Annotated in this window: 18 protein-coding genes; 12 read left to right on the top strand and 6 right to left on the bottom strand. The window is 70.1% G+C overall.

Annotation, left to right across the window (positions count from 1 at the left end):
- Window positions 1-179: 179 nt before the first annotated feature.
- Window positions 180-674 (bottom strand): DUF1877 family protein, encoded by a 495-nt coding sequence (locus tag DEU38_RS22105; protein WP_114723545.1) that lies wholly within the window; start codon window positions 672-674, stop codon window positions 180-182.
- A gap of 436 nt (window positions 675-1,110) precedes the next feature.
- Here DEU38_RS22105 and DEU38_RS22100 point away from each other — a divergent pair, with 436 nt between their 5' ends.
- Both DEU38_RS22100 and DEU38_RS22095 read left to right on the top strand, forming a co-directional pair.
- The gene (locus DEU38_RS22100; protein WP_114723544.1) at window positions 1,111-2,682 is read left to right on the top strand and encodes a class I adenylate-forming enzyme family protein; all 1,572 of its coding nucleotides are present in this window, start codon (window positions 1,111-1,113) and stop codon (window positions 2,680-2,682) included.
- Window positions 2,683-2,829: 147 nt separating this feature from the next.
- Window positions 2,830-6,021: an AMP-binding protein gene (locus tag DEU38_RS22095; RefSeq protein WP_114723596.1), complete on the top strand. Its 3,192-nt coding sequence runs from the start codon at window positions 2,830-2,832 to the stop codon at window positions 6,019-6,021.
- A 23-nt stretch (window positions 6,022-6,044) separates the two neighbouring features.
- Here the strand turns inward: DEU38_RS22095 and DEU38_RS22090 are convergent, their stop codons facing one another.
- Together DEU38_RS22090 and DEU38_RS22085 are read right to left on the bottom strand one after the other, a co-directional pair.
- Window positions 6,045-6,668: an RES family NAD+ phosphorylase gene (locus DEU38_RS22090; RefSeq protein ID WP_114723543.1), complete on the bottom strand. Its 624-nt coding sequence runs from the start codon at window positions 6,666-6,668 to the stop codon at window positions 6,045-6,047.
- A complete protein-coding gene (locus tag DEU38_RS22085; protein ID WP_114723595.1) occupies window positions 6,665-7,189 on the bottom strand; it encodes a hypothetical protein in 525 nt (174 codons plus the stop codon). Before DEU38_RS22085 ends, DEU38_RS22090 begins: the two co-directional genes overlap by 4 nt.
- A 196-nt stretch (window positions 7,190-7,385) precedes the next feature.
- On the opposite strand from DEU38_RS22085, the gene DEU38_RS22080 reads away from it, so the two are divergent.
- From DEU38_RS22080 to yidC, 4 genes are all read left to right on the top strand, one after another.
- Window positions 7,386-8,174, top strand: a complete 789-nt coding sequence (locus DEU38_RS22080) for an LLM class F420-dependent oxidoreductase (protein WP_114723542.1) — start codon at window positions 7,386-7,388, stop codon at window positions 8,172-8,174.
- Window positions 8,175-8,210: 36 nt separating this feature from the next.
- Window positions 8,211-9,719 carry an MFS transporter gene (locus DEU38_RS22075; protein ID WP_114723541.1) on the top strand — a complete coding sequence of 503 codons (1,509 nt, stop codon included), beginning with the start codon at window positions 8,211-8,213 and terminating at the stop codon, window positions 9,717-9,719.
- A gap of 64 nt (window positions 9,720-9,783) precedes the next feature.
- A complete protein-coding gene (locus DEU38_RS22070) occupies window positions 9,784-10,104 on the top strand; it encodes a DUF6412 domain-containing protein (RefSeq protein WP_114723540.1) in 321 nt (106 codons plus the stop codon).
- Between the two features lie 137 nt (window positions 10,105-10,241).
- A complete protein-coding gene (yidC, locus tag DEU38_RS22065) occupies window positions 10,242-11,177 on the top strand; it encodes a membrane protein insertase YidC (protein ID WP_114723594.1) in 936 nt (311 codons plus the stop codon).
- A gap of 17 nt (window positions 11,178-11,194) precedes the next feature.
- Here yidC and DEU38_RS22060 read toward each other — a convergent pair whose 3' ends face one another.
- Together DEU38_RS22060 and DEU38_RS22055 are read right to left on the bottom strand one after the other, a co-directional pair.
- Window positions 11,195-13,753: a DUF2156 domain-containing protein gene (locus tag DEU38_RS22060; protein ID WP_114723539.1), complete on the bottom strand. Its 2,559-nt coding sequence runs from the start codon at window positions 13,751-13,753 to the stop codon at window positions 11,195-11,197.
- The gene (locus DEU38_RS22055; protein WP_114723538.1) at window positions 13,750-15,057 is read right to left on the bottom strand and encodes an esterase family protein; all 1,308 of its coding nucleotides are present in this window, start codon (window positions 15,055-15,057) and stop codon (window positions 13,750-13,752) included. The genes DEU38_RS22060 and DEU38_RS22055 overlap by 4 nt, the downstream gene beginning before the upstream one ends.
- Window positions 15,058-15,193: 136 nt before the next feature.
- Between DEU38_RS22055 and DEU38_RS22050 the strand changes: the two genes are divergently transcribed.
- From DEU38_RS22050 to gndA, 4 genes are all read left to right on the top strand, one after another.
- Window positions 15,194-15,637 carry a BlaI/MecI/CopY family transcriptional regulator gene (locus tag DEU38_RS22050; RefSeq protein ID WP_114723537.1) on the top strand — a complete coding sequence of 148 codons (444 nt, stop codon included), beginning with the start codon at window positions 15,194-15,196 and terminating at the stop codon, window positions 15,635-15,637.
- 29 nt (window positions 15,638-15,666) lie between these two features.
- Window positions 15,667-16,632 carry a M56 family metallopeptidase gene (locus tag DEU38_RS22045; protein WP_114723536.1) on the top strand — a complete coding sequence of 322 codons (966 nt, stop codon included), beginning with the start codon at window positions 15,667-15,669 and terminating at the stop codon, window positions 16,630-16,632.
- Window positions 16,633-16,949: 317 nt separating this feature from the next.
- The gene (locus tag DEU38_RS22040; RefSeq protein WP_258558100.1) at window positions 16,950-19,301 is read left to right on the top strand and encodes a DEAD/DEAH box helicase; all 2,352 of its coding nucleotides are present in this window, start codon (window positions 16,950-16,952) and stop codon (window positions 19,299-19,301) included.
- A 153-nt stretch (window positions 19,302-19,454) separates the two neighbouring features.
- A complete protein-coding gene (gndA, locus tag DEU38_RS22035; RefSeq protein WP_114723535.1) occupies window positions 19,455-20,915 on the top strand; it encodes an NADP-dependent phosphogluconate dehydrogenase in 1,461 nt (486 codons plus the stop codon).
- A gap of 66 nt (window positions 20,916-20,981) precedes the next feature.
- Here the strand turns inward: gndA and DEU38_RS22030 are convergent, their stop codons facing one another.
- On the bottom strand, window positions 20,982-21,485 hold the full coding sequence (locus tag DEU38_RS22030; protein ID WP_258558099.1) for a nucleoside deaminase: 504 nt from the start codon (window positions 21,483-21,485) through the stop codon (window positions 20,982-20,984).
- A gap of 163 nt (window positions 21,486-21,648) precedes the next feature.
- On the opposite strand from DEU38_RS22030, the gene DEU38_RS22025 reads away from it, so the two are divergent.
- Together DEU38_RS22025 and DEU38_RS22020 are read left to right on the top strand one after the other, a co-directional pair.
- Entirely contained in the window at window positions 21,649-23,028 is a 1,380-nt protein-coding gene (locus DEU38_RS22025; RefSeq protein WP_114723533.1) for a DEAD/DEAH box helicase, read from the top strand.
- A gap of 5 nt (window positions 23,029-23,033) precedes the next feature.
- Window positions 23,034-23,897: a DMT family transporter gene (locus tag DEU38_RS22020; RefSeq protein WP_397484743.1), complete on the top strand. Its 864-nt coding sequence runs from the start codon at window positions 23,034-23,036 to the stop codon at window positions 23,895-23,897.
- Window positions 23,898-23,981: the final 84 nt, after the last annotated feature.

The following is a 23,981-nucleotide window of genomic DNA, read 5'->3' as shown; positions in this document are numbered from 1 at the left end:
GACACCGCTGTCGGTACAAGCGGCGAATCCGCACCACCACGGTGCTACGCGACCCATCCGATCGTCTATGGGACACCCTGCCGACTGTCGCCAATTCGACTCCAGTGTGATCTGCCCCCGGTCCGGGCGGGCGGGTGCGGAAGATCGGGACCGGTGCGGCGATGGTGCGCCGCGGGCGGTCAGAACCGCACGGTGAACACCACGTGCCGATCGTCGCGGGCGGCGCGCTGGAAGAAGTCGATCACTTCTTGCAGCCAACCCCAGGCGTATGCGCGCTCGTCCGCGCCGTACTCGGGATTGCGATCGTCGAGCGGCATCGCGTCGTAGCCTGCGCCGAACTCGGATTCGGTGATGCCGGCCAGATACGCGGCGACTTCGGCGACCCGGTCGGGCGCCAGGTAGGTGATCAGTTGGTCGTCGGTGTCCGTGTTGAGGTCCTCATCCCCCAGGATCACGCCGTATGCCGGCCAGTGCTCGGGCGCGCGCTGGTACCCGGCGCTGGAGAGGGAGCACAGGATCGGGTCCCACGCCTTGTCCGTGTCGCAAGAGAACTCGGAGCGCCCAGTCTCCTCGATGTCCTCGACCACCGCGCCGAGCCTGCCGTCGTCGCCACGCGCGCCGAGAAGTTCCGCTGCCACGCGGTCGGAAAGCGCGAAATGCACCCCAAGTTCCATGGTGTCACGCTAACGGCTGTGCCTGCGCATCCGACTGCGCGGCAGGGGTTCGACGCGTTCCGATCGTTCCGAACTGCGGTCCTGGCCACGTCGGCACCTCATCAGCGGAGATATCGGTGTCGATGAGCCCCGGTCGGTGTACGGCCACCCGGCCGGGCGTACCTGCACCGTTGCCCCGCTCCGGTCACCTGACCCCCTGCACGAGTCACCATCGCACGAAAGGGGTTTGCCCGCAGCCCCAGTTGACGACTTTTCGAACCTGACTCGCGTTCCCCTCCGACAGCGTCGGATCTGCGGCATTCAGAAAAACAAGCACACATGCTTGCTTAGTTGGGTGGACCCGCTTACAGTGACGCAATTCGACTGATGTGACCGCCGTCACTGCGCCGGTCTCGGTGGCCGTCCGCGCTCTCACGACGACTGATCGGAATTGTTGATGGACAAAGGAATTGACAACGGGTCGACGATTTCCACGATGCTCGCCGCTCGGGTCGCGACAGCACCCGAGTCGACGTTCGTCCACTTCGGTGGCGAGGCGTTCAGCTACGCCGAGATCGACGAGCAGTCGGACCGCGTCGCCACCGGTTGGTTGCGTCTGGGTCTCGGCCACGGCGACCGCATCGCGATCGCGGCGACGAACTCACCGCACTGGATCGTCGCGCACCTCGCTGCGGCGAAGATCGGGGCGGTGCTGGTCACCCTCAACGTCGTCTACCGCGAGCGCGAGTTCACCCACATGCTCACGCAGTCGGGGGCCCGCGCCCTGATCTGCGACGCGGAGTCCAACGGATTCGAGTTCGGCCCCTTCCTCGACCAGCTGCGACCCGACATCCCGACGGTCGAGCATCTGGTCTTCCTCGGTGGTGACGAGGCCCCAGGCCGACGACGGTGGGCGGACCTCGCAGCCACCGAGCCCGAACCGGCGATGCTCGCCCGCGCCGCCGAGGCCGTCCGGCCCACGGATCCGGCGGTGATCCTCTACACCTCCGGAACGACCGGGACGCCCAAGGGCGCCACCATCACTCACGCCAGCCTGCTCGCCTCGGCCGTCGCACAGGTGGAGCGGTTCGAGCAGTCTGCGGCGGACGTGATCCTCGGTGTCATGCCGTTCAACCACGTCGGGGGTTTGACCTGCACGCTGGGCTCAACCCTTGTCACCGGGGGCGCGATCGCGCTGCTGCCGAGGTTCCATCCGGATCTGGTGGTCGACGTGATGGCGGACACCGGGGTCACGATGTTCGTCGGCGTCCCGACCATGTACAAGATGGTGCTCGGCGCGGACTCCTTTGCGGGCATGGACATGTCGAGCGTGCGCCTGTGTGTCGTCGGCGGGTCCAACCTCGAACCGGCCCTGGCGGAGCAGGTCGCGGCGAGATTCGACGGCGTCCGGATCGCGAACCTCTACGGTATGTCCGAGACCTCCGGCGCCTGTGTCATCTCGCCGCCGGGTGACTCTCTGGAGACGGTCGGCCGCAGCATCGGGATCATGACCGGCGACTTCGAGGGCCGCATCGTCGACGACCGGAACACCCCACTCTCCCCGGGGGAGGTCGGCGAGCTGCAGGTCCGCGGCGGGTGCGTAGCGGCGGGCTACTGGCAGCTGCCCGACGAGTCGGCCGCGACATTCCTCGCCGACGGCTGGCTCGCGACGGGCGACGTCGCATCGATGTCCGAGGACGGGCACGTCAGCCTGCTCGGTCGCCGCAAGGAGATGTACGTGCGCGGCGGATACAACGTCTACCCGGCGGAGATCGAGAACGTGCTGGCCGCGGACCCGACGGTGGCGCTGTGCGCGGTGATCGGGGTGCCGGACGAGACGTTCGGCGAGACCGGGTACGCCTTCGTGGTGCCCGCACCCGGTGCTGCGGTGGACCCCGAGTGGCTGATCGAACGGTGCCGGCGAACTCTGGCCAAGTACAAGGTGCCCGACCGAGTCGAGGTGGTCGACGGCCTGCCGATGACGCCGGCAGGCAAGATCCGGAAGGTCGCGCTGACGCCGCGGACCTGACCGGCCTTGTGGGCCGATCCGGGCGGTGGCAGATCGGTGTCGAACCCTGACCGGTATGCCTGACCCGGTCTGGCGAACCGGCCCCGTCCTGCCCGCAGCTCGGTTGAGAGGACCCGCGACGCGCGGATAATGGCGGCGGGAGGCACCATGACCGCCGAAACCCCTGTGGACGAGCGCCTCGTCCACCGTGTCGAGGACCTGTCCACCACCGACCCGCAGTTCCGGGCCGCGGCACCCGACTTGGCCGTGACCGCCGCCGCGCGACGCGGCGGGCTGCGATTGTCGGAGGTCGTGGCCGCGTATCTGGACGGCTACGCCGATCGTCCCGCGCTCGGCCGCCGGGCCCACACGCTCACCACGGATCCGGACTCGGGCCGCACCACCGTCGCGCTGCTGCCGCGGTTCGAGACGATCACCTACCGTGCACTGCGAGAGCGGGCTGCCGCCCTGGCCCGTTCGTGGCAGGCGGAGTTGCCGGGCGGTGTCCGCGCGGGTGACTTCGTGGCGGTGCTGGGCTTCACAAGCATCGACTACGCGGTCATCGATCTGACCTGCATCCGGTTGGGGGCCGTGTCGGTTCCCCTGCAGTCCAGCTCGACGGCAAGGCAGCTCGCACCGATCGTCGCCGAGACGGCGCCCCGCGTGCTGGCCGAGGAACTGGACCGGGGCGCCGCGCTGCCGGCGGTTCCGGCGTTCGTCCCCGCGCAGGACGACGATCCGCTCGCGATGCTGATCTACACGTCGGGCAGCACGGGCGCCCCCAAGGGGGCGATGTACACCACCGACATGGTCACCCGCATGTGGCAGCGGTCGCGCGGTCCGGACGCGGACGTCGACGGCCGGGTGCCGGCGATCCACGTGCAGTACATGCCGCTGAGCCACGTGTTCGGGCTGGGATGGCTGGTGACCACCCTCTCGTCGGGCGGCACCGGGTACTTCGCCGCGCGCAACGCGATGTCCTCGCTGTTCGACGACATCGCGTTGGCGCGCCCCACCGCCCTGAATCTGGTTCCGCGCGTGTGCGAGATGATCTTCCAGCGCTACCGGAGAGAGCTGGACCGTCGGCCTCCCGGCGCGAGCCCCGACGCGGTGAAGTCCGACCTGCGCCGGAACGTCCTCGGCGGACGGGTGCTCACGGCCCTGTGCGGCAGCGCGCCCCTGTCGGAGGCGATGCACTCCTTCGTCGAATCGACGCTCGACGTCACGGTGAACGACGGCTACGGCTCCACCGAGACCGGCGGCGGCGTCCTGCGCAACGGCCGGATCCTGCGGCCCCCGGTGACCGACTACAAGCTCGTGGACGTCCCCGAGCTTGGCTACCTGACCGGCGACGAACCGTATCCGCGTGGCGAGCTGTGCGTGAAGTCCACGAACCTGATCCCGGGCTACTACAAGCACCCCGAACTTTCGGCGAGCATCTTCGACCGGGACGGCTTCTACAAGACCGGCGACATCATGGCCGAGACCGCGCCCGACCGTCTCGTCTACCTCGACCGACGCAACAACGTCATCAAGCTCTCGCAGGGCGAGTTCGTGGCGATCTCCAAGCTGGAATCCGTGTACTCCACCAGCCCGTACCTGCGGCAGATCTTCATCTACGGCAGCAGTGAACAGTCGTTCCTGCTCGCGGTGATCGTGCCGAACCCCGACACGGTCGGCGACGGGGACGCGCACACCCTGATCGCGGCCTCGCTCCAGCAGATCGCCGACGACATCGACCTCGATTCCTACGAGATCCCCCGCGACTTCCTGCTCGAATCCGAGCCGTTCACTCGGGACAACGGGCTGCTGTCCGGGATCGGCAAGCTGCTGCGCCCCGCCCTCGCGGACCTGTACGGGCCGCGGCTCGAAGCGATGTACGACGAGATCGCCGCAGGACAGGACACCCGGCTCGCGGAACTGCGCGCCGCCGCTGCCGACCTGCCCACGCTCGAGGCGGTGCGCCGCGCCGCCGCCGTCACACTGGGGGTGCCGGACGCGGACATTCCCGACGGTGACGACGCCGGCTTCGCTGACCTCGGCGGAGATTCGCTGGCCGCGTTCACGTTCGCGACGACACTGGAACAGCTCTTCGACGTCGATGTGCCGGTGCAGACGATCGTGAGCCCCATCGCGACCCTCGGCACCATCACGAAGTACCTCGACGGCGAACGCAGTTCGGCCGCGACCCGGCCCACGTTCGCGTCGGTGCACGGCCGCGGCGCCACCATCGCCCGCGCGGAGGGCCTGCGCCTGGACGCGTTCATCGACGCCGCCACGTTGGCCGCCGCGCCGTCGCTGCCCGCGCCGACCGGGACGGTGGACACCGTCCTGATGACCGGGGCCAACGGGTATCTCGGCCGCTTCCTGTGCCTCGCGTGGCTCGAGCGGCTGGCCCGCACCGGTGGGACGCTGATCTGCATCACCCGCGGCGCCGATCCGGCCGAGGCCCGGCAGCGGATCGTCGCCGCGATCGACAGCGGCGACGAGGACCTGTCCGTGCGGTTCCGCGCCCTGGCCGACGATCATCTCGAGGTGCTCGCCGGGGACGTCGGCGATCCGTATCTGGGGCTCGACCAGCCGACGTGGAGCCGACTCGCGGACTCGGTCGATCTGATCGTGCACTCTGCGGCCCTCGTCAATCACGTGCTGCCCTACAGCCAACTGTTCGGCCCCAACGTGGTGGGCACCGCCGAGATCGTCAGGCTGGCGATCACTGCACGGCTCAAGCCCGTCGACTACATCTCGACGGTCGCGGTCACCGCCCTGCCCGGCGGCGGGTTCATCGGCGAGGACGTCGACGTCCGCGCCGCGAGCCCGTCCCGCGCACTCGACGCGTCGTACGCCAACGGTTACGCCACCAGCAAGTGGGCGGGCGAGGTTCTCCTGCGCGAGGCCCACGACCTGTGCGGGCTCCCGGTCACGGTGTTCCGGTCGGACATGATTCTCGCGCACAGCCGGTACGCCGGGCAGCTCAATGTGCCCGACATGTTCACCCGCCTGATGCTGAGCCTGGTGGCCACTGGGATCGCGCCGCGATCCTTCTACCGACTGGACGCGGCGGGCCACCGGCAACGGGCCCACTACGACGACTGGCTCGCCCGCTTCGAGGCTGCGATCGAGTCGCTGCCCGACAACCAGCGACAGCACTCCGTGCGGCCCCTGCTGAGCGCCTACGCGCACCCGGCGCCCGCGAGGCCCGAGGCGCAGCCGCCGTCCGAACAGTTCCGCGCCGCAGTGCAATCGGCGGGAATCGACGGGTTCGCGGACGTGCCGCATCTGACCGAGTCGTTGATCGACAAGTACATCGCCGATCTGCGGCGTCTCGGCCTACTCGCGGCGTCCCCGAGCGACGGGTAGCCGCCGCGACGCGCGCTCGGCCGTCACTGTCCGGGTGGCTGCACGATCCGCACGGCCCGGGGCATCGCCCCGACGGTGAACCCGCATCGGCGCGCGGCGGCGGCGAACGGCTCCGGGGCGTCGTCGGCGGGCCAGTCGTCGCGCGCACCCGCCGGGCCGAACAGCGCGGCGGCGTTCGCGGACGATCCGGTGGTGAAGCGGCTCTGGTAGCGGACGCCGTCGAACTGCGCCGCGAGCGTGGTCGCCCACTGCCGGGGCACGTCGTAGGGCGTGACGGTGCACAGCTCCCGGGTGACGCCGAAATCCGCGGCGGTCTCCGCGCATGTGTCGGCCAACTGCCGCCGGGTGGGGATCCGCAGCTCCGACAGCGAACGCTCCGTTGCGAACTCGTCGGTGATCACGCCGAGCGACGCCAGCACCTCCCCCGCCGTCTCGCGGATCGCGGTGCGCTCGTCGAAGGCGACGTAGCAGGTGCCGTGCGGGTCGTCGAGGTCGAATCGGCCGCGGCCGGAGGACGCGAACCACCACGCGCCGTTGGCCGTGCGATGCCCGCGCAGCAGCCGTCGGCGGGTGGTCAGCGACCACCCGGGAAATCCGTCGAGCGACCTCGCGCCGGGCGGACCGAGCGCGACGACCTCACGGGTCATGCAGCCCACCGTTGGGCGTCGGCGCGCGCGGCGACGCGGACGGGTTCGACGGGGCCGTCGGAGACGAGCCAGTCCGCGGCGGAGCGGCCGTCCAGCGCGTCCTGCGGCGTGCACAGCCACAACGCGCATGTCCACGCGTCCGCCGCCCCGCGCAGGATCCGCCACACCTCGACGACCGCCGGATGCACGGCGCCGCCGGCGGTGAACTGCCACACCGGGTACACCCACTGGCCGTCGTCGAGCCGACAGGCGATCAGCGCGTTGGTGGCGACCTTCTTGCTCACGGCCTGACGGCTCACCCGCCACCAGCGGGTGAGACCCGAGGTGTCGTAGAACGGCCCGACGATCTGGTCGTACACGTGGCTGGTGGGCAGGGCCGCCGACATTGCGTCGGCGATCGCCTCGACGTCGGCGAACGTCTCGGCCGGGACCCCCGCCTCGGCCGCGGCCGCGAAGGTGCTGTGCACCCGCCGGGTGAGCAACTCGATCAGTTCGCGTTCCTGCTCGACCAACGACGTCACTGCCCAGTCCTCTCGCCCGTCAACCTTGTCAACCACACCCTGCCACCCGACAGTCAACCACGTCAACCAATCGGCGCGGCCGCGACGAGGCCCCCGCCCCTTCCACGTGCGTCGATTCGGTGTCGTTTCGTTGCGGTTCCCGGTTCCCGGTCCGCAATGATTGGGAGGAGCTGACCCCACATCAGGAGGCGCTCCCGTGGCTACCGCGACACATCCGGTTCGCATCGGACTGCACATCCAGCTCCAGCACGCCGACTACGACGCCATCCGCCGAACCGTGCGTGAGGCCGAAGAACTCGGCGTCGACATCGTGTTCGACTACGACCACTTCTACCCCCTGTCCGGCGACCTGACCGGAAAGACGTTCGAATGCTGGACGACCCTCGCCGGGTGGGCCGAGACCACCGACCGGATCGCGATCGGCCCGCTCGTCACGTGCAACGCCTACCGCAATCCCGACCTCCTGGCCGACATGGCCCGCACGGTCGACCACATCAGCGACGGACGGCTCATCCTCGGCATCGGATCCGGATGGGCGCAGAAGGATTTCGACGAGTACGGCTACGCATTCGGCACGGCCGGCAGCCGCCTCGACGATCTGGCCGCCGCGCTGCCACGCATCGAACACCGCCTCGCGGTGCTCAACCCGCCCCCGGTTCGGAAGATCCCTCTGCTCATCGGCGGCGGCGGCGAGAAGAAGACGCTCCCGATGGTGGCCCGCCACGCCGACATCTGGCACGGGATCGGCGATCTGGACACCCTCGGCCGCAAGAACACCCTGCTCGACGAGTACTGCGCGGCCGCCGGCCGCGATCCTCACGAGATCGAACGCAGCGCACCCGTGTCACCACAGCTCGGTACCACACCACCACAGCTGCTCGACCTGGTTTTCACCCTCTTCACGTGGACGATCGGCGGCCCGCACTACAACCTGAGCCCACTGCGACCGTGGCTCGACTGGCGCGACCGGCACAACCGCGCGTGATCACGCCCGACTGTCGGGCTCCGTAATCTACGGCGCATGGAGCAGCGCCAGGAGACGGGTGGACCCGATGGCAGGCAGCGGGTTTCGAGAACCGCCGCGGAGCGGCCCGAGAACAGTTCCGTCCTGTTGGTTCCCTCGCTGGTGTTCATCGCCCTGGTCGTCGCCGCGGTCGGCAGCCTCGGGGCACCGCTGATCACCAGCGTCGCCACCACGTTGCATGTCTCGCTCGCCAGCGCTCAGTGGACGCTGACCATCACCTTGTTGACGGGCGCCATCGCCACGCCCGTCCTGGGCCGCTTGGGGGCCGGCCCGCATCGCAGGGGCACCATTCTCGTCACGCTGGGGGTGGTGGTGGCGGGAAGCGTGCTCACCGCCCTTCCCCTGCCGTTCGCCTGGCTGCTCGTCGGCCGGGCCGCACAAGGTGTCGGGTTGGGGCTGACCGCGCTGATGATGGGTGTGGCCCGCGACCATCTTCCCGAAGATCGCGCGGTCTCGACGATCGCGCTGGTGTCGGTGGCGTCCACCATCGGAATCGGCGTCGGCTACCCCCTGGCCGGACTGCTCACCGAGCTCGGCGGCCTGCGCGCCGCCTACGGGCTCGGCGTGGTCGTCACCGCAGTTGCGTTAGTCGCGGCCCTGCGCAGCATGCCCGTGCCGCCCGAAGGGCGCTCGGCCCGGGTGGACGTACCCGGCGCGCTGCTCCTGGCCGCCGGACTGCTCCTCGTTCTTCTCCTCGCCAGCGAGACGAGCCTGTGGAACCGGCATCTCGGCCTCGCCGTGGCCCTGGCGGTCGTCGCGGTGCTCCTGCTCGGCGTCTGGACGGCCTACGAACGCCACGCGAAGGCGCCCCTTGTCGATGTCCGGCTGATACGACACCCGGCCGTGGCCGGAGCCAACGCCGCCATGTTCGTCGGCGGCATCGGCATGTACCTGCTGGTGACCCTCATCACGCGCTACGCCCAGACGCCGCACGGCGCCGGCTACGGGTTCGGGCTCTCCACCTTCGTCGCCGGTCTCGTCCTCGTTCCGTTCTCCCTGATGGGCTTCGTCTCCGGCAAACTCACTCCTCGCCTGCGGGACCGAATCGGCGGACCCGCGCTCCTGGCTGCTACCGCCATCGTCGTGCTCGGCGCCTTCGCCCTGTTTGCCGTTGCCCGCTCGAATCTCACCGCAGTGTTGGTGTCGATGGCGATCCTGGGCTTCGGTGTCGGGAGCTTCTCCGCCGCGATGCCCGCAGTCATTCTGGCCGTCACCCCGAAGAGTGAGACGTCGAGCGCGATGAGCTTCAACCAGGTCGTGCGCAGTGTCGGGTTCTCCATCGGAAGCGCTGTCGGCGGCCTGATGCTCGCCGCCGGCACCCCTGCCGGGGAACTCTTCCCGACCGACGACGCCTACACGAGCGCAGCGTGCATCGGCATGGCGGCAATGGCAGTCACCGCGATCACGTGCATCACCCTCGCCCGCCGGCCTGGGCCCCGAAACGACACCGGCACGACCCCGGGAGCGAGGCGTCCGGAGGACCATGCCGGATCCGGTCATCGCTGAGCGAACTCCTCGACGTAACGCCGCATCCTGCGAACGTGGGAGATCGCTCGCTAAGCTTTGTCGCATGGCACGGATCCGGTCTGTATTCACGCGCCGGCTGACCCTTGTTCAGCTCACGTGGATGGCCGTGCTGGCGTTGGTGGTTGCCGCAACGGCGATCGACGGGCCGGCTGCGGTCGTCGGCGCCACGGTTGCGGTCCTTCTTCTGCTCGCCGTGGCCGGGCAGAGTGTGCTGCCCCGACTGCACTCGCTGACCGAATCGGCCTCCGGCCCACCCCGGGAAGAGCAGCGGCTGCGTGGCGCGTTCCGCAGGCAGAGCGCCCCCGACACCCCCGGCCGCCCCCGTCGGCCTCGAGCACCCGGACAGGTCCTCGCCGCCGCATAGCACCGCTGATGCTGTGCGGCCGCCTCGGTCGACCGTCCCTTTTCCACTCCGTCACGAGTCCGCACAGGACACCGGCGTGAACTCCCACCCGCACGATGCCGTGTGACGCCGCGTCGTGCAGCAAAGAGGTGCTCACCATGCTCGACTTCATCTACTACCCCGTGTCCGCGATCCTGTGGTTCTGGCACAAGGCGTTCGGCTCGATCCTGGGCCCGGACAACGGATTCGCCTGGGCGCTGGCGGTGGTGTTCCTGGTCTTCACCCTGCGCGTTCTGCTGCTCAAACCCGCGATCAACCAGATCCGCACGACCCGCCAGATGCAGGAACTGCAACCGCAGATCAAGGCCCTGCAGCAGAAGTACGCCGGCGACCGGCAACGCCAGGCGACCGAGATGCAGAAACTGCAGAAGGAGCACGGGTTCAACCCGCTGATGGGGTGCCTGCCGGTGTTGGTGCAGGTACCGGTGTTCCTCGGTCTGTACCACGTGCTGCGCTCGTTCAACCGCACCGGAACCGGGCTGGGCCAACTCGGAATGACTCCCGAAGCCAACGCCAGTACCCCGAACTACATCTTCAGCGCCACCGATGTCCAGTCGTTCCTGAGCGCCCGTCTGTTCGGTGCACCGATCTCCGCGGCGATCGCCAGTCCGCAGAGCACCCTGGCGTCATTCGCTCCGTACGGCGGAGTCCCCACCGTGGCCACGATCGCCGCCGTGGCCGTCCCGCTGATGGTGCTCGCCGGCCTTGCCACCCACTTCAACGCCCGGGCATCGGTGCGGAGGCAGCGTCCGGACGCGGCGGCCAACCCGCAGTCGGCGATCATGAACAAGCTGATGCTGTGGGGCTTCCCACTCGGCGTCCTCGTCGGCGGACCGTTCCTGATGATCGCGATCCTGCTGTACTGGGTGAGCAACAACGTCTGGACCTACGGCCAGCAGCACCTCGTCTTCGCCCGCATCGACCGGGAGGAATCGGCGAAACAGTTGGAGACTGCCGAACGACGGCCGGCCGCCGGGCCCCGACCAGGCGCCCGACCGAATCCTGCCCGGCAGAAGCGGGGTCGGCGAAAGTAACAGCCGAAGCACCGGGTTCACCGCCGGATCAGGGTCCGGACCAGGCGCACCCCCTGCCCGAACGACACCTCGGGCAGGTAGGCGCGGCCTACCGCGTTGCCGATACTCGGCAACGCGACGGGGTCCGGGAAACACATGTGCATCGGGTCGTACCGCGGCTGGAACTTCGACTTGAAGGCAAGCAACGACCGGAACCCGTACACCGGCTCGAGGGTCTGGCCCAGCACCTCGAGCACCGAGTCCAGTGCCTCGGACAGGCCCGGCCGGACGTCGCCCGCGGGCGCGGCCGTGACGGTGTCGTCGCCCTGCTGCACCGTGGCCAGCGGCGCCCCGGACAGGCTGACGAACTCCGCGCCCTCCTGTTCGAGCGTGATCGCGGCCGACGCGATGAGGAACTCCATCGCCGGCCGGAAGCCCTGGTGCAGACCGTCGGCGCGCCGGCGCATGAAGTCCAGCGTCCAGCCCACCACCACGCCGTCGCGGTACACCGGCAGCCACGACGTCACCCCGTGCACGGTGCGCTGCTCGTCGACGGCGATCAGGCAACGCACCTCGGGGTCGTCCATCTCCTGCAGCCCGCCGAGCGTGAACCCCATCTCGGGCATCCCCTTGTCGGCCACCCACTCCTCGGAGATGGCCGTGATCTGGTCGGTGATCGACAGCGGTGCGGTCGAGAAGCTGATCCACTCGGCGGTGATCCCCGACTTCGCGGCGCGGTTGAGCGCGGTGCGCACGTCCTGGAACTTCTTGCCGGTGAACGCGATCGAGCCCAGATCCAGCACCGTCTCCTCGGCGACCTGCACACCCACCCAGCCCAGGTCCTCGGCCGCGGCCCGGACGTCCCCGGTCACCGAATAGAAGCACGGTGTCCAGCCGTTGGACGCGGCGAACTCGGCGAACCCGACCACGTCGTCCCGCACCCGGTCGCGCCGGCCGACCGGCCCTCCGGTGGTGAGCGCGACACCGCCGATGACGCGGTACGCCACGTAGCTGTCGCCGGCGGCGCCGAACCAGTACGAGTTGCCGTGCCAGGTCGTCATCCACGACAGCGCGCTGCCCGACCCGGAGGTGAGGATCGCCCGGGCCCGCTCCGCCGCGCCGCTTTCGGCCCCGTACGCGGGTCGCAGGAATGTGCCCGCCACCAGGAGGCAGGCCACCACCCAGAACACGACGCCGGTCCACTCGTAGAGCAAGGTCGACGCCCAGTCGACCGGCAGCAGCCGCGGATCGAGCATCTGCAGGTACACCGGCGGGACCAGACGTTCGGGGAAGTCGGCGATCAGTGTCGTCATAGTCGGCCGGCGGTCGAAGCCGCCCCGCGCCCACATCCCGCCCAGGACATAGAGGGCACCGAGCCCGACCACCAGCGCCCCCAGCTCGGCGGACATCCGGAGATACGTCTTCGGGGGCGCCTTGACATCGAACAGTTTCCGCGTCGCGAGCAGCAGGATCACCAGCGCCAGCGGGGTCAGGAACGGGATGAGTGTGCGGTAGACATTGGGCGATTCCAGGCCGTAGAAGAGCGTCTCCTCGTCGGCCACGTCGATGTAGCGGACGACGAAGTTCAACAGCGACAGCGCCAACAGCACCACCTGCGCGACGGTGGCCGCGATCCACGCGAACCGCCGGCCGCGCCGCAGCCCGTCGCACAGCACCAGCAGGAACACCGACGGCATCAGGCTGAGCAGCGTCGGGCCGATGCCGGACAGCCGCAGGTCCAGCTCGCCGCGCCGACAGTCGGGATCGGTCTGTGACGCCTCGCAGATCTCGCGCACCTCGGCAGCCGTCCAGGGCACGCCCCGGAACAGGTCGCGCAGCACCGCGAGCGGCCCGACGGCGTGCGGCGACAGCGCCGCGAGCATGGTGCCGATGGAGGTGGCCGCGACCACGATCGCGACCAGCACCCGCCCCTCGCGCCGGGTCCCCGAGATCCGGGGCCCGCGCGCGGACCGGCCCACGATCCACGGCCCGAGACACAGGCCCACCACGACGGCACCCAACCGGATCACGTCCTGCAACTGTCCGGCGAACAGCACCAGCGTGATCGTCAGCGCCAACAGTCCGACGCGGATGCGTCGGCGCCACAGCGTGTCCATCGACGCGCTGGCGACCATCACGACGCCGACGATCCAGGTGGTGGGGCCGACCGCGGTCCCGATGTGCAGACGGAAACCCCAGTCGGAGTCGAGCATCTTGACGACGGTCGCTACAGCCAGGCCGAGGACCGCCCCCGCCACCTGGGTGACCGCGGCCGACACCGCGAACCGTCCCGACCCCATCCGTCGTTCGATCGGGGCCGCGACAAGGAAGACGAGAACGGTCGCACCGAGATAGCCGGCAAGTCCGGACGCCCACAGACCGGCGGTCAACGGAGTCCACAGCCGCCAGTGCTCGATCGGCCCGATCCCGACCGCCAGGTGCCGATCGACGAGCTGGGTGGGGCCGTGCACGAGCGAAGCGGTCGCGAAGCCCAGCACCCAGATCACCGCGAGCAGCGTGACGCTGACCGGGGCGCCGGTGACACCGTGCCGGAGCAGGTCGACGACCCGCCGCCCGTACCGCCGCAGCGTGTTCACGAGATCAGCCCCATCCTCTTCGCCAGCCAGTCGAGTTCCTCCCGTAGACCCGTGGACCAGACCGAGAAGCTGTGGGCGCCCGGTACTTCCACGTACTGCACGTCCATGCCCGCGTTCTTCGCCGCCTCGAACACCTTCTTCGCGCCGCCGCGGTACGCGTCGTCGCGGTCGCCCATGACGATGATCCCCGCCGTGTCCGGGTAGCGACGCGTCTTCATCAGATCCATCGGATTAGCCGCCACGAAGGCGGCCTCGTCGCCGCCGAACGCCTCGTCGACGGTGCGCTGCCGGTCCCCGAGCGTCGGTTCCTCCTGCCCCGACAAGTCGAGGAACGTGGGATACACCTGTGGGTAGTTCGTCGCCAACTGCAGCGCGCACGTCCCGCCGTAGGACAGACCGGCCACCGCCCAGGAGCGGGGATCCGGGTCGACCTGTAGATGCGACCTCGTCCACGCGGGCACGTCGACCGCCAGATAGGTGGCGACGTTCCCGAGCTTGGAGTTCATACACAACGGGTTGGCGAGCTGCGACCCGGTGCCGTCCGGCACGACCACGACCGGCGCGAGTCCGTGATGGGCGCGCGCGAACGCGTCCATCGTGGCGGCCAGCTTGCCGCCGTTCAGCCAGTCCTCGGGCGATCCCGGCTGCCCGGCGAGCAGGACCAGCACCGGCAGCAGCGGCCGAGGACTGACGAAATACGACGGCGGGAGATAGACCACCGCGTCGCGCGCCGCGAATCCCGACATCTCCCCCGGGATCGGCGCCGACGCGTACCGTCCGCTGTCGGGCATGCCGCCGGGGACCTGCGGCGCCCACGCATCCTCGAGTGGGCGACCGGTGACGACCGGTCCCGTCGGCGGGGGCACCTCGGCGAAGTCGATACGGTCGGGGTCGGGCAGACCGAGCGCCGTACCCACCGTCGGATAGGCGTAGAACACCTGATTGATCTGCACCGCCGCGACTAGCACCACCGTAGCGGCCGCCAGGACCGAGACGGGGATCATCCACCGGCGCCCGGCCACGATCCGCGGGACCAGCAGCAGCACCGCCCACAACCCGACCCCGATCCACAGATAGACCGGCTTCTCGACCGGATCGGGGAACGGCCGCCAGACGTGCTCGACGATCACGTACAGGGCCGCGGTCATCGCGGCCGCCCCGACGATCGACAGCGGCAGCGCCCACCGCAGGAACCACCGGCGGCGATCGGCGCACAGCCAGCCCGCCCCGAGGATGCCGAGCACTACGACGATCACCGGGAGCGGCCCGGACACCAGGGACACACGATCGAGCCAGCCGAACATCGGACCTCCGCCCCTGACGTTTCCCCCACCGGTATACCGCGCCGCGGGGGCGGTGCGACCCATACCACACCGACGCGCCGAAACTTACTACTGGCAGTAGTAAGCATTCGGAGCGGGCGGTCCGTAGAATCGCAGCATGGCTGGACTCGGCGAGCTCGAACGCGCGGTGATGGACCACCTGTGGTCCATGTCGGAACCTCAGACGGTGCGGCAGGTGCACGAGGCACTCGCCGCACGACGAGAGCTGGCGTACACCACGGTGATGACCGTGCTGCAGCGTCTGGCGAAGAAGCACCTCGTCATCCAGCAGCGCGACGACCGCGCCCACCGGTACCTTCCGGTGCACGGACGCGACGAGTTGGTCGCCAGCCTCATGGTCGATGCCCTGCAGCAGGCCGACGCGTCCGGTGAGCGCGCCGCCGCACTGGTGCATTTCGTGGGACAGGTGGGCGCCGACGAGGCCGCCGCGCTGCGTGAGGCTCTCGCCGCGCTCGAGGCGTCGGAGTCGGACAAGGCCGTGCAGACCGGCGATCCGGTCCGCCCGACCGGTCTCCGCCCGGGCACCGGCCGCGCGAGTTGAGACCCCTCACCTGCCATGACATGTAAACGATGAACGCCCCCACGGCGCTGGCATTCGGGGTGCTCGCGCTCGCTCTCACGGGACCCGTGCCGGCCCTGCTCAGCCGCGCACGGTGGACGTTCCGTTCCCCGCGGGCGGCCCTGGTGCTGTGGCAGGCCGTCGCGCTGGCCGCCGTGCTGTCGGCATTCAGTTCCGGGCTCGCCATCGCGAGCCGGCTGCTCGTACCGGGCCCGGACGGCCGACCCACCACGGAACCGACCGCCGAGATCGACGCGCTGGGGCTTCCGCTGTGGATCCTCTACGTGGTCGTGTTCGGACTGACTCTGTTGATCGGTGCACGGCTGATCTTCTCGATCGTGCGGGTGGCGATCCACACCCGGCGACGCCGCGCCCGCCACCGGATGCTCGTCGATCTCCTCGATCGCGGCGACGTCGACATATCGTCCGCGTTGGGCCGCATCTCGGACGTTCGCGTGCTCGACGCCGCGGAACCGATCGCGTACTGCCTGCCCGGGCTCCGGCAGCGGGTGGTCCTCAGCGAGGGCACGCTGAACTCGTTGAACGAGGCCGAGATCACCGCGATCCTCACCCATGAGCGTTCGCATCTGCGGGCCCGGCACGACCTCGTGCTCGAGGCCTTCACCGCTGTGCACCAAGCTTTCCCGCGGGTCGCGCGCTCCAAGTCGGCACTCGGATCGGTGCAACTGCTCGTCGAGTTGCTCGCCGACGATTCCGCGGTGAAGGTGACCGGCCCGGCACCACTGGCCCGCGCGCTCGTCACCTGCGCGGGCTCCACGGCACCGCGCGGGGCGATGGCCGTCGGCGGTCCGAGCACGCTGGTGCGTGTGCAGCGCCTCACCGACCCGACCGGAGACGTCCGCATCGCCGTCGCCGCATACATCGGTGCGGCCGCGATCCTGGTGATCCCCACGATCGCCGTGGCCGTGCCGTGGCTGGTCGAGTTGAGCCGCCTGTTCTCGGTGTCCCATCGCTGATTGCGCGCAGTAACGCTGGTCACAGCGCCGTGCCGGATCCTCGACACCGATCGAGATCGCGTACACTCGTTTGCGACCGCCATCGCGGTCCGATCAATCAATGTAGGCACACAGCCCCATCTCACCCGCGCAAGGCGCTCGGATGGCCAGGTGAATTGTGCCCTGGCTCGTCTCTTCGTGCGGCTGCGTGACAGCCCGCTCCGCGACGTGCCCGACGTCCGGAGAGGTAATTCCGCGTGACTAATGCTGCCCAAGATTCCGCTGCTCGAAACGAGAACGAGCCAGCAGTCGAGATTCCCGAGACCACGGTCGACACCGTGACCACCGAGGTAACGGCCGACGCCGTCGAGACCACCGAAGCTCCTGAGGTTTCCGAGACCGAGTCCGCCGAGGACGCGGCCGAGGCCGACGGCACCGTCGAAACCGACGAGGCGCCCGGCCTGACGTTCGCCGAGATCGGGCTCCCCGAGCCCGTGGTCGCCGCGCTGGCCCGGAACTCGATCATCAGCCCGTCCCCGATCCAGGCCATGGCGATCCCGGATGCCATCGCCGGCAAGAACATCCTCGGCCGCGCCCAGACCGGTTCGGGCAAGACCCTCGCCTTCGGCCTGCCGATGCTGGCCCGCCTCGCCCGCCACGACGACCGCCCCGCCCCCAAGCGTCCGCGCGCCCTCGTCCTGGTGCCCACCCGCGAACTGGCCTTCCAGGTCGTCGAATCGCTGACCCCGTACGCGGGCTCGATCGGCCTGAACGTCAAGGCCGCTGTCGGTGGCACGCCGTTCACCAAGCAGGTCGATCAGCTGCGCCGCGGTGTCGACATCCTGGTCGCCACCCCCGGTCGTCTCGGCGATCACCTGCGGCAGAACACCTGCATCCTCGACTCCGTCGAGATGACCGCGCTCGACGAGGCGGATCAGATGGCGGACATGGGCTTCCTGCCCGAGGTCCGCACGCTGCTCGGCGACACCCCCGACGAGAGCCAGCGGCTGCTGTTCTCGGCGACGCTCGACAACGACGTCAAGACCCTCGTCCGCGAGTTCCTGCCCGAGCACGAGCTGCACTCCACGCAGGACGGCCGCGCCTCGGTCACCACGATGGACCACTACGTGCTGCTGGTCGATCGTGGCCAGAAGGACGCTGTCCTCGCGGAGATCGCGTCGCGTGAGGGCGGCCGCACGATCATGTTCGCGCGCACCAAGCTCGGCGCCGAGGGCATCACCGAACGTCTGCGTGAGCAGGGTGTGGCGGCGGAGTCCCTGCACGGCGGCAAGGCGCAGAACCAGCGCACCCGCGTGCTCGAGCGCTTCAAGAACGGCCGCACCCCGGTGCTCGTCGCGACCGACGTCGCGGCCCGCGGCATCCACGTCGACGGCATCGACCTCGTCGTGCACGTCGATCCCCCGGCCGATCACAAGGACTACCTGCACCGCGCGGGTCGCACCGCGCGCGCCGGCGAGGCCGGTGTGGTCGCCGCGATCGTGCTGCCGAACCAACGTCGCCAGTTCCGTCGTCTGACGGGCATGGCCGGCGTCAACGCCACCGCGGTGCCCGTGGCACCGGGCTCTGAGGAGCTCGCGACCATCACCGGCGCCCGCACCCCCAGTGGAGAACCGGTGCGCGAGAGCCACTTCCGCAGCGAGCGTGACGGCCGCGGCGATCGCCGTGAGCGGTCGTTCGGCGACCGTGGTCCGCGCCGCGAGGGCGGCTTCCGCGGCGGCAACCGTGACGATCGCGGCCCGCGCCGCGACTTCGGGGACCGTGGCCCGCGCCGGGACTTCGGTTCGCGTGACGATCGTCCGAGCGGCCAGCGCAGCTACGGCGATCGCCCGCAGGGTGACCGCAGCTTCGGTGACCGCGACAACCGTTCCTTCGGTAACCGCGACGACCGCGGCCCGCGCCGCGACTTCGGCGATCGGGACAACCGTGCACCGCGCCGCGACGGCGACGGTGGCGGCTTCCGCGGCAACTCGAGCAACCGTGACGGCGGCTTCCGGGGCAACCGGGACGATCGCCCGCAGGGTGACCGTCCGCGCCGGGACTTCGGTGACCGCGACAACCGTTCCTTCGGTAACCGCGACGATCGCGGCCCGCGCCGGGACTTCGGTAACCGGGACGACCGTGGTCCCCACCGGGACTTCGGTGACCGCGACAACCGCTCCTTCGGTAACCGCGACGACCGCGGCCCGCGCCGCGACTTCGGCGACCGCGACAACCGTGCGCCGCGCCGCGACGGCGACGGTGGCGGCTTCCGGGGCAACCGGGACAACCGGGACGGTGGCGGCTTCCGCGGCAACGACTCGCGGGGCGGCGGCTTCCGCAACGACCGCAACGACCGGAACGACCGGAACGACCGCAGCTTCGGCGATCGCGGTCCCCGTCGGGACGGCGACAACCGTTCGTTCGGTAACCGCGACGATCGCGGCCCGCGCCGCGACTTCGGCGACCGCGACAACCGCGGTCCCCGCCGCGACGGCGACGGCGGCGGCTTCCGGGGCAACCGGGACGATCGCGGCCCGCGCCGGGACTTCGGCGACCGCGACAACCGGTCGTTCGGAGACCGCCGCAGCAGCGGTGCGCCGTCCGAGCAGCGTTCGAGCGGCTTCCGTAGCCGCACCGACCGCCGCAGCTACGACGGTTTCGACGGCCCGAGCCGCGGCCGCAACCAGTAACACGCGGACCGGTCGGTGATCGATCGGTAGACCTGAGCATCGGCCCCGGCCGCCCGTTGACGGGCAGCCGGGGCCGATGTGCGTGACGGGTGCCATATCCCGAACAGCGGGGCCGGTTCGCGTTTCGCGGGGGTAACGAGGGAAGCTGTAACCATGACCACCGAGACCTCTGCCAGCACCGAGGCTGCCCGCGCCCAGATCGGCGTTACCGGGCTCGCCGTTATGGGATCCAACATCGCCCGCAACTTTGCCCGCCACGGCCACACCGTGGCGCTGCACAACCGCAGTGTCGCCAAGACCGATGCGCTGATCGCCGAGCACGGTAGCGACGGTGATTTCGTCCGCACCGAGACCATCGAGGAGTTCGTCGGCGCGCTGCAGAAGCCGCGACGCGTGCTGATCATGGTCAAGGCCGGCGACGCGACCGATGCGGTCATCGAGGAACTCGCGAACGCGATGGAGCCCGGTGACATCATCATCGACGGCGGCAACGCGCTGTACACCGACACGATCCGTCGTGAGGCGGCGCTGCGCGAGCGCGGTCTGCACTTCGTCGGCGCGGGCATCTCCGGCGGCGAGGAGGGTGCCCTCAACGGCCCGTCGATCATGCCCGGCGGTCCCAAGGAGTCGTACGCGGCGCTCGGCCCGCTGCTCGAGTCGATCTCGGCGCACGTCGACGGCACCCCGTGCTGCACGCACATCGGCCCCGACGGCTCGGGTCACTTCGTGAAGATGGTGCACAACGGTATCGAGTACGCCGACATGCAGCTGATCGGCGAGGCCTACAACCTGTTCCGTGACGCCCTCGGCTTCGACGCCGACAAGATCGCCGACGTGTTCACCGAGTGGAACGCGGGCGAGCTCGAGAGCTACCTCGTGGAGATCACCGCGGAGGTGCTCAGGCAGAAGGACGCCGAGACCGGCAGGGCACTGGTCGACGTCATCGTCGACGCCGCCGAGCAGAAGGGCACCGGCCGCTGGACGGTCAAGTCCGCGCTCGATCTCGGTGTGCCGGTCACCGGCATCGCCGAGGCCGTGTTCGCCCGCGCGCTGTCCGGTTCGCGTGACCAGCGCAAGGCCGCGCAGGGCCTGGCGTCGGGCGACCTGGGCGCCAAGCCGACCGATGTCGAACAGTTCACCGAGGATATCCGCCGCGCGCTGTACGCATCGAAGATCGTCGCGTACGCGCAGGGCTTCGATCAGATCCGCGCGGGCAGCGAGGAGTACGACTGGAACCTCACCCCGGGTGACCTGGCGACCATCTGGCGCGGCGGCTGCATCATCCGGGCCCGCTTCCTGAACCGCATCAAGGATGCATACGACAGCAACCCGAACCTCACGTCGCTGATTGTCGAGCCGTACTTCCGCGAGGCGATCGAGAACGCGATCGACAGCTGGCGTCGCGTGGTCGTCACCGCGACCACCCTCGGCATCCCGGTGCCGGCGTTCGCGTCGTCGCTGTCGTACTACGACGGCCTGCGCGCCGAGCGCCTGCCGGCGGCCCTGACGCAGGGCCAGCGCGACTTCTTCGGTGCGCACACCTACGAGCGCATCGACAAGCCGGGCAAGTTCCACACCCTCTGGAGCGGTGACCGCTCCGAGATCGAGGCCTGAGCCTCGTCGGCGGACAGATGACGGGGGCGGACGCGACCAGCGTCCGCCCCCGTCGCACGTCTGCGGTCAGGCGCCGTGGAGTTGCCGGTGCAGCACGTGCACGTCCTCGACGAGTTCCGGGATCGGTCCGACCACGGTGACACCGGGGGCGACGGCCTGGATCGGCAGCGGGCTCACCGGGGCCGGCGCCACCCCCATCTCGGTCAACCAGCCCACCAGCTGTTCGGTGGAGGCGACGTAGACGATCCGGCCCAGACCCACCCAGGCGTGCGCGGCCGCGCACATCGGGCAGTGTTCGCCCGAGGTGTAGACCGTCGCGCCGGCGCGCTCGTCGATGGTCAGGTTCTCGGCGGCCCAGCGGGCGAGTTCGAACTCCGGATGCCGTGTCCGGTCGCCGCCGGCGATCCGATTGCGGTCCTCGGCCACTGCGGTGCCGTCGGCGGTGGCGAGCACCGATCCGAACGGCTCGTCGCCGGCCAGCAGGGCCTCGGCGGCGAGTTCGACGCACCGCTGCAGGTGCCGGAACTCGGCGTCGGACACCGACGGCCTGGAACTGCGGGATTCGGACACGTCTACCTCCTCGTGGACCGTGGCGCGAGAGGATCGTCCACGGGAAAAGCTGAATTCTGTCATCCGCCGTACGCGGTAACCTGTGACTTCACACGCGAGCTGCGTCTGTGCCCGGGTCTGCGGCCCGGTTCCTCACCGGCCCTTACGGAGGCACCCCATCCCGATGTCCGACCGCTCCGACGTCACCTTCGCACAGTTGGGGCTTCCGCCCACGCTCGTGCACGCATTGGGCCGTGACGGGGTGAAGACCCCGTTCCCCATCCAGGCGGCGACGATCCCGGACATCCTCGCCGGACGGGACGTGCTCGGCCGGGCGCCGACCGGGTCCGGGAAGACCCTCGCGTTCGGGTTGCCGATGCTGGTGCGGCTGATCGGAAAGGCGAGCCGACCGGGTCGCCCGCGCGCCATCGTGTTGGTCCCCACCCGTGAGCTGGCCGCCCAGATCGACAAGGCGCTCGACGAGTCGGCGCTCGCGCTGGGCCTGCGGATCGCGCTGCTCGTCGGCGGGGTGCCGTTCAAGGGGCAGGCGGTGCGGCTCTCGCGCGTCGCGGACGTCGTCGTCGGCACGCCCGGCCGGATCGCCGATCACCTCGCGTCGGGGACGATCACGCTCGACGACGTCGTGGTCACCGCCGTCGACGAGGCCGATCACATGGCCGAACTCGGGTTCCTCCCCCAGGTGACGGAGGTGCTCGATCGGACGCCCGCGCAGGCGCAGCGGCTGCTGTTCTCCGCGACGCTGGACGGCGAGGTCGACGCCCTGGTCCGGCGGTATCTCACCGATCCAGTGCTGCACGCGACCGCGCCGCCGGAGGCGTCCGTCGAGACGATGACGCACCACGTGCTGTACGTCGAGCGGTCGGACAAGGCGGAGGTCGTCGCGCGGATCGCTTCCCGGGCGGGACGCACGCTGCTGTTCGTGCGGACCAAGCACGGGGTGGACCGGTTGCACGAGCAGCTGCGAGCCGTCGGCATCGACGCGGGCGCGCTGCACGGCGACAAGCCCCAGGGCTACCGGACGCGGACGCTGGCGGAATTCGCCGACGGCACCCGACCGGTGCTGGTCGCCACCGACGTCGCCGCGCGCGGCATCCACGTCGACGACGTCTCCCTCGTCGTGCACGTCGATCCGCCGACCGAATCCAAGGCCTACCTGCACCGCGCGGGCCGCACGGCGCGGGCCGGCGAGGCCGGCGCGGTGGTCACGCTGGTGACCGAGGACGAGCGTGCCCCGGCGGCGAAGGTTATGCGTGCGGCCGGCGTCGAGGCGGAACCGATCGCGGTCGGACCGAACGACCCGCGGCTGGCCGCGATCACCGGTGCACGCCGTCCCAGCGGCGTGCCCATCCCGGATCCGGTGGCGCCCCAGCGGACGGCCGACGAGCGGCCGACCCGGGTGTCGCTGCGCGGCACCGCGCTACCGCCCCGCGGCGCCGCCGGGCAGAAGGACCGCGACGGGGCGCAGAAGCCCGGCCGCGGCGACCAGCGTCGGGCCCGGCCCGGTGCGGCGCCGCGCAGCCGGCGACGCCGCGGGGGTGCCTGAGCGCCATGCTCGCCTCCGTCCTGTGCGCACTGGTCGCCGCGTTCCTGTTCGCGTGCGCGTCGGTGGCGCAGCAGAGCGCGGCGTCGCAGGTGCCGGAGGAGCAGCCCCTCATCGCGTCGCTGATGCGCAGTCCCCGCTGGTGGGCGGGCCTGCTCGGCGACGGCGGCGGCTACCTGATGCAGGTGGTGGCGTTGGCGCTGGGTTCGGTGCTGGTGGTGCAGCCACTACTGGTGACGGCATTGCTGTTCGCGTTGCCGCTGTCGGCGCGGTTCTCGGGGACCCGGTTCCCGCGCAGTTCGTGGGGGCTGGCGGTCGCGCTCAGCGCCGCGCTGGCGGTGTTCCTCGTCGTCGGCAATCCCACCGCGGGCGGCGTCGACGCCCCGTGGGCGCAGTGGGCCGTCCCGCTCACCGCGGTGGTGGCCGCCATCGCGGTCGCGACGCTGGTCGGCCTGTCCCCGCGGGTCGCCCCGGGTCGGCGGGCGCTGCTGCTCGGCGCCGCGAGCGGCGCGCTGTACGGGGTGGCGGTGGCGTTCACCAAGTATGTGACCGATCTGTTCGAGCGCGGGTTCGTCGAGGTGATCGGCGCGTGGCAGACGTACGCGCTGCTCGCGTCCGGGATCGTCGGCGTGTATCTGCAGCAGCGCGCCTTCCAGGTGGGCCCGCTGTCGGCGTCGCTGCCGGCGATGACGATCGGCGAGCCGGTGATCGCGGTGTTCCTCGGGATGACGGTGCTCGACGAGCGCCTGCGCGTCTCCGGTGCCGGGATCGCGGTCATCGTGGTCGCCGCCGCCGTCATGGTGGGGACGACGATCGCACTCTCCCGCGATCAGGCCGCACTGCAGCGGGCGCCCGAGCCGGTCGCGGACTGACGGGAATGCCCGGCGGCCGGTCCGCGTTGCCACCCCCGAGAATGAAATCAAATCTTCAACTATCGGGTTCGCCCGATCCACATC

Origin of the sequence: Rhodococcus sp. AG1013 (assembly GCF_003350365.1) — a bacterium.
In the GTDB taxonomy this organism is placed as follows: domain Bacteria; phylum Actinomycetota; class Actinomycetes; order Mycobacteriales; family Mycobacteriaceae; genus Prescottella.
Note: the sequence above shows the minus strand (reverse complement) of the source record. Positions and strands in the feature narration are given on the sequence as shown.

What these genes read in the sequence shown, in the direction of transcription:
- DEU38_RS22045 (WP_114723536.1), top strand. Translation starts at nt 15,667, where the DNA reads ATGAACGCCCCCACGGCGCTGGCATTCGGGGTGCTCGCGCTCGCTCTC.
- DEU38_RS22100 (WP_114723544.1), top strand. Translation starts at nt 1,111, where the DNA reads ATGGACAAAGGAATTGACAACGGGTCGACGATTTCCACGATGCTCGCC.
- DEU38_RS22025 (WP_114723533.1), top strand. Translation starts at nt 21,649, where the DNA reads ATGTCCGACCGCTCCGACGTCACCTTCGCACAGTTGGGGCTTCCGCCC.
- DEU38_RS22050 (WP_114723537.1), top strand. Translation starts at nt 15,194, where the DNA reads ATGGCTGGACTCGGCGAGCTCGAACGCGCGGTGATGGACCACCTGTGG.
- DEU38_RS22055 (WP_114723538.1), bottom strand. Translation starts at nt 15,057, where the DNA reads ATGTTCGGCTGGCTCGATCGTGTGTCCCTGGTGTCCGGGCCGCTCCCG.
- gndA (WP_114723535.1), top strand. Translation starts at nt 19,455, where the DNA reads ATGACCACCGAGACCTCTGCCAGCACCGAGGCTGCCCGCGCCCAGATC.
- DEU38_RS22095 (WP_114723596.1), top strand. Translation starts at nt 2,830, where the DNA reads ATGACCGCCGAAACCCCTGTGGACGAGCGCCTCGTCCACCGTGTCGAG.
- DEU38_RS22105 (WP_114723545.1), bottom strand. Translation starts at nt 674, where the DNA reads ATGGAACTTGGGGTGCATTTCGCGCTTTCCGACCGCGTGGCAGCGGAA.
- DEU38_RS22075 (WP_114723541.1), top strand. Translation starts at nt 8,211, where the DNA reads ATGGAGCAGCGCCAGGAGACGGGTGGACCCGATGGCAGGCAGCGGGTT.
- DEU38_RS22070 (WP_114723540.1), top strand. Translation starts at nt 9,784, where the DNA reads ATGGCACGGATCCGGTCTGTATTCACGCGCCGGCTGACCCTTGTTCAG.
- DEU38_RS22090 (WP_114723543.1), bottom strand. Translation starts at nt 6,668, where the DNA reads ATGACCCGTGAGGTCGTCGCGCTCGGTCCGCCCGGCGCGAGGTCGCTC.
- yidC (WP_114723594.1), top strand. Translation starts at nt 10,242, where the DNA reads ATGCTCGACTTCATCTACTACCCCGTGTCCGCGATCCTGTGGTTCTGG.
- DEU38_RS22020 (WP_397484743.1), top strand. Translation starts at nt 23,034, where the DNA reads ATGCTCGCCTCCGTCCTGTGCGCACTGGTCGCCGCGTTCCTGTTCGCG.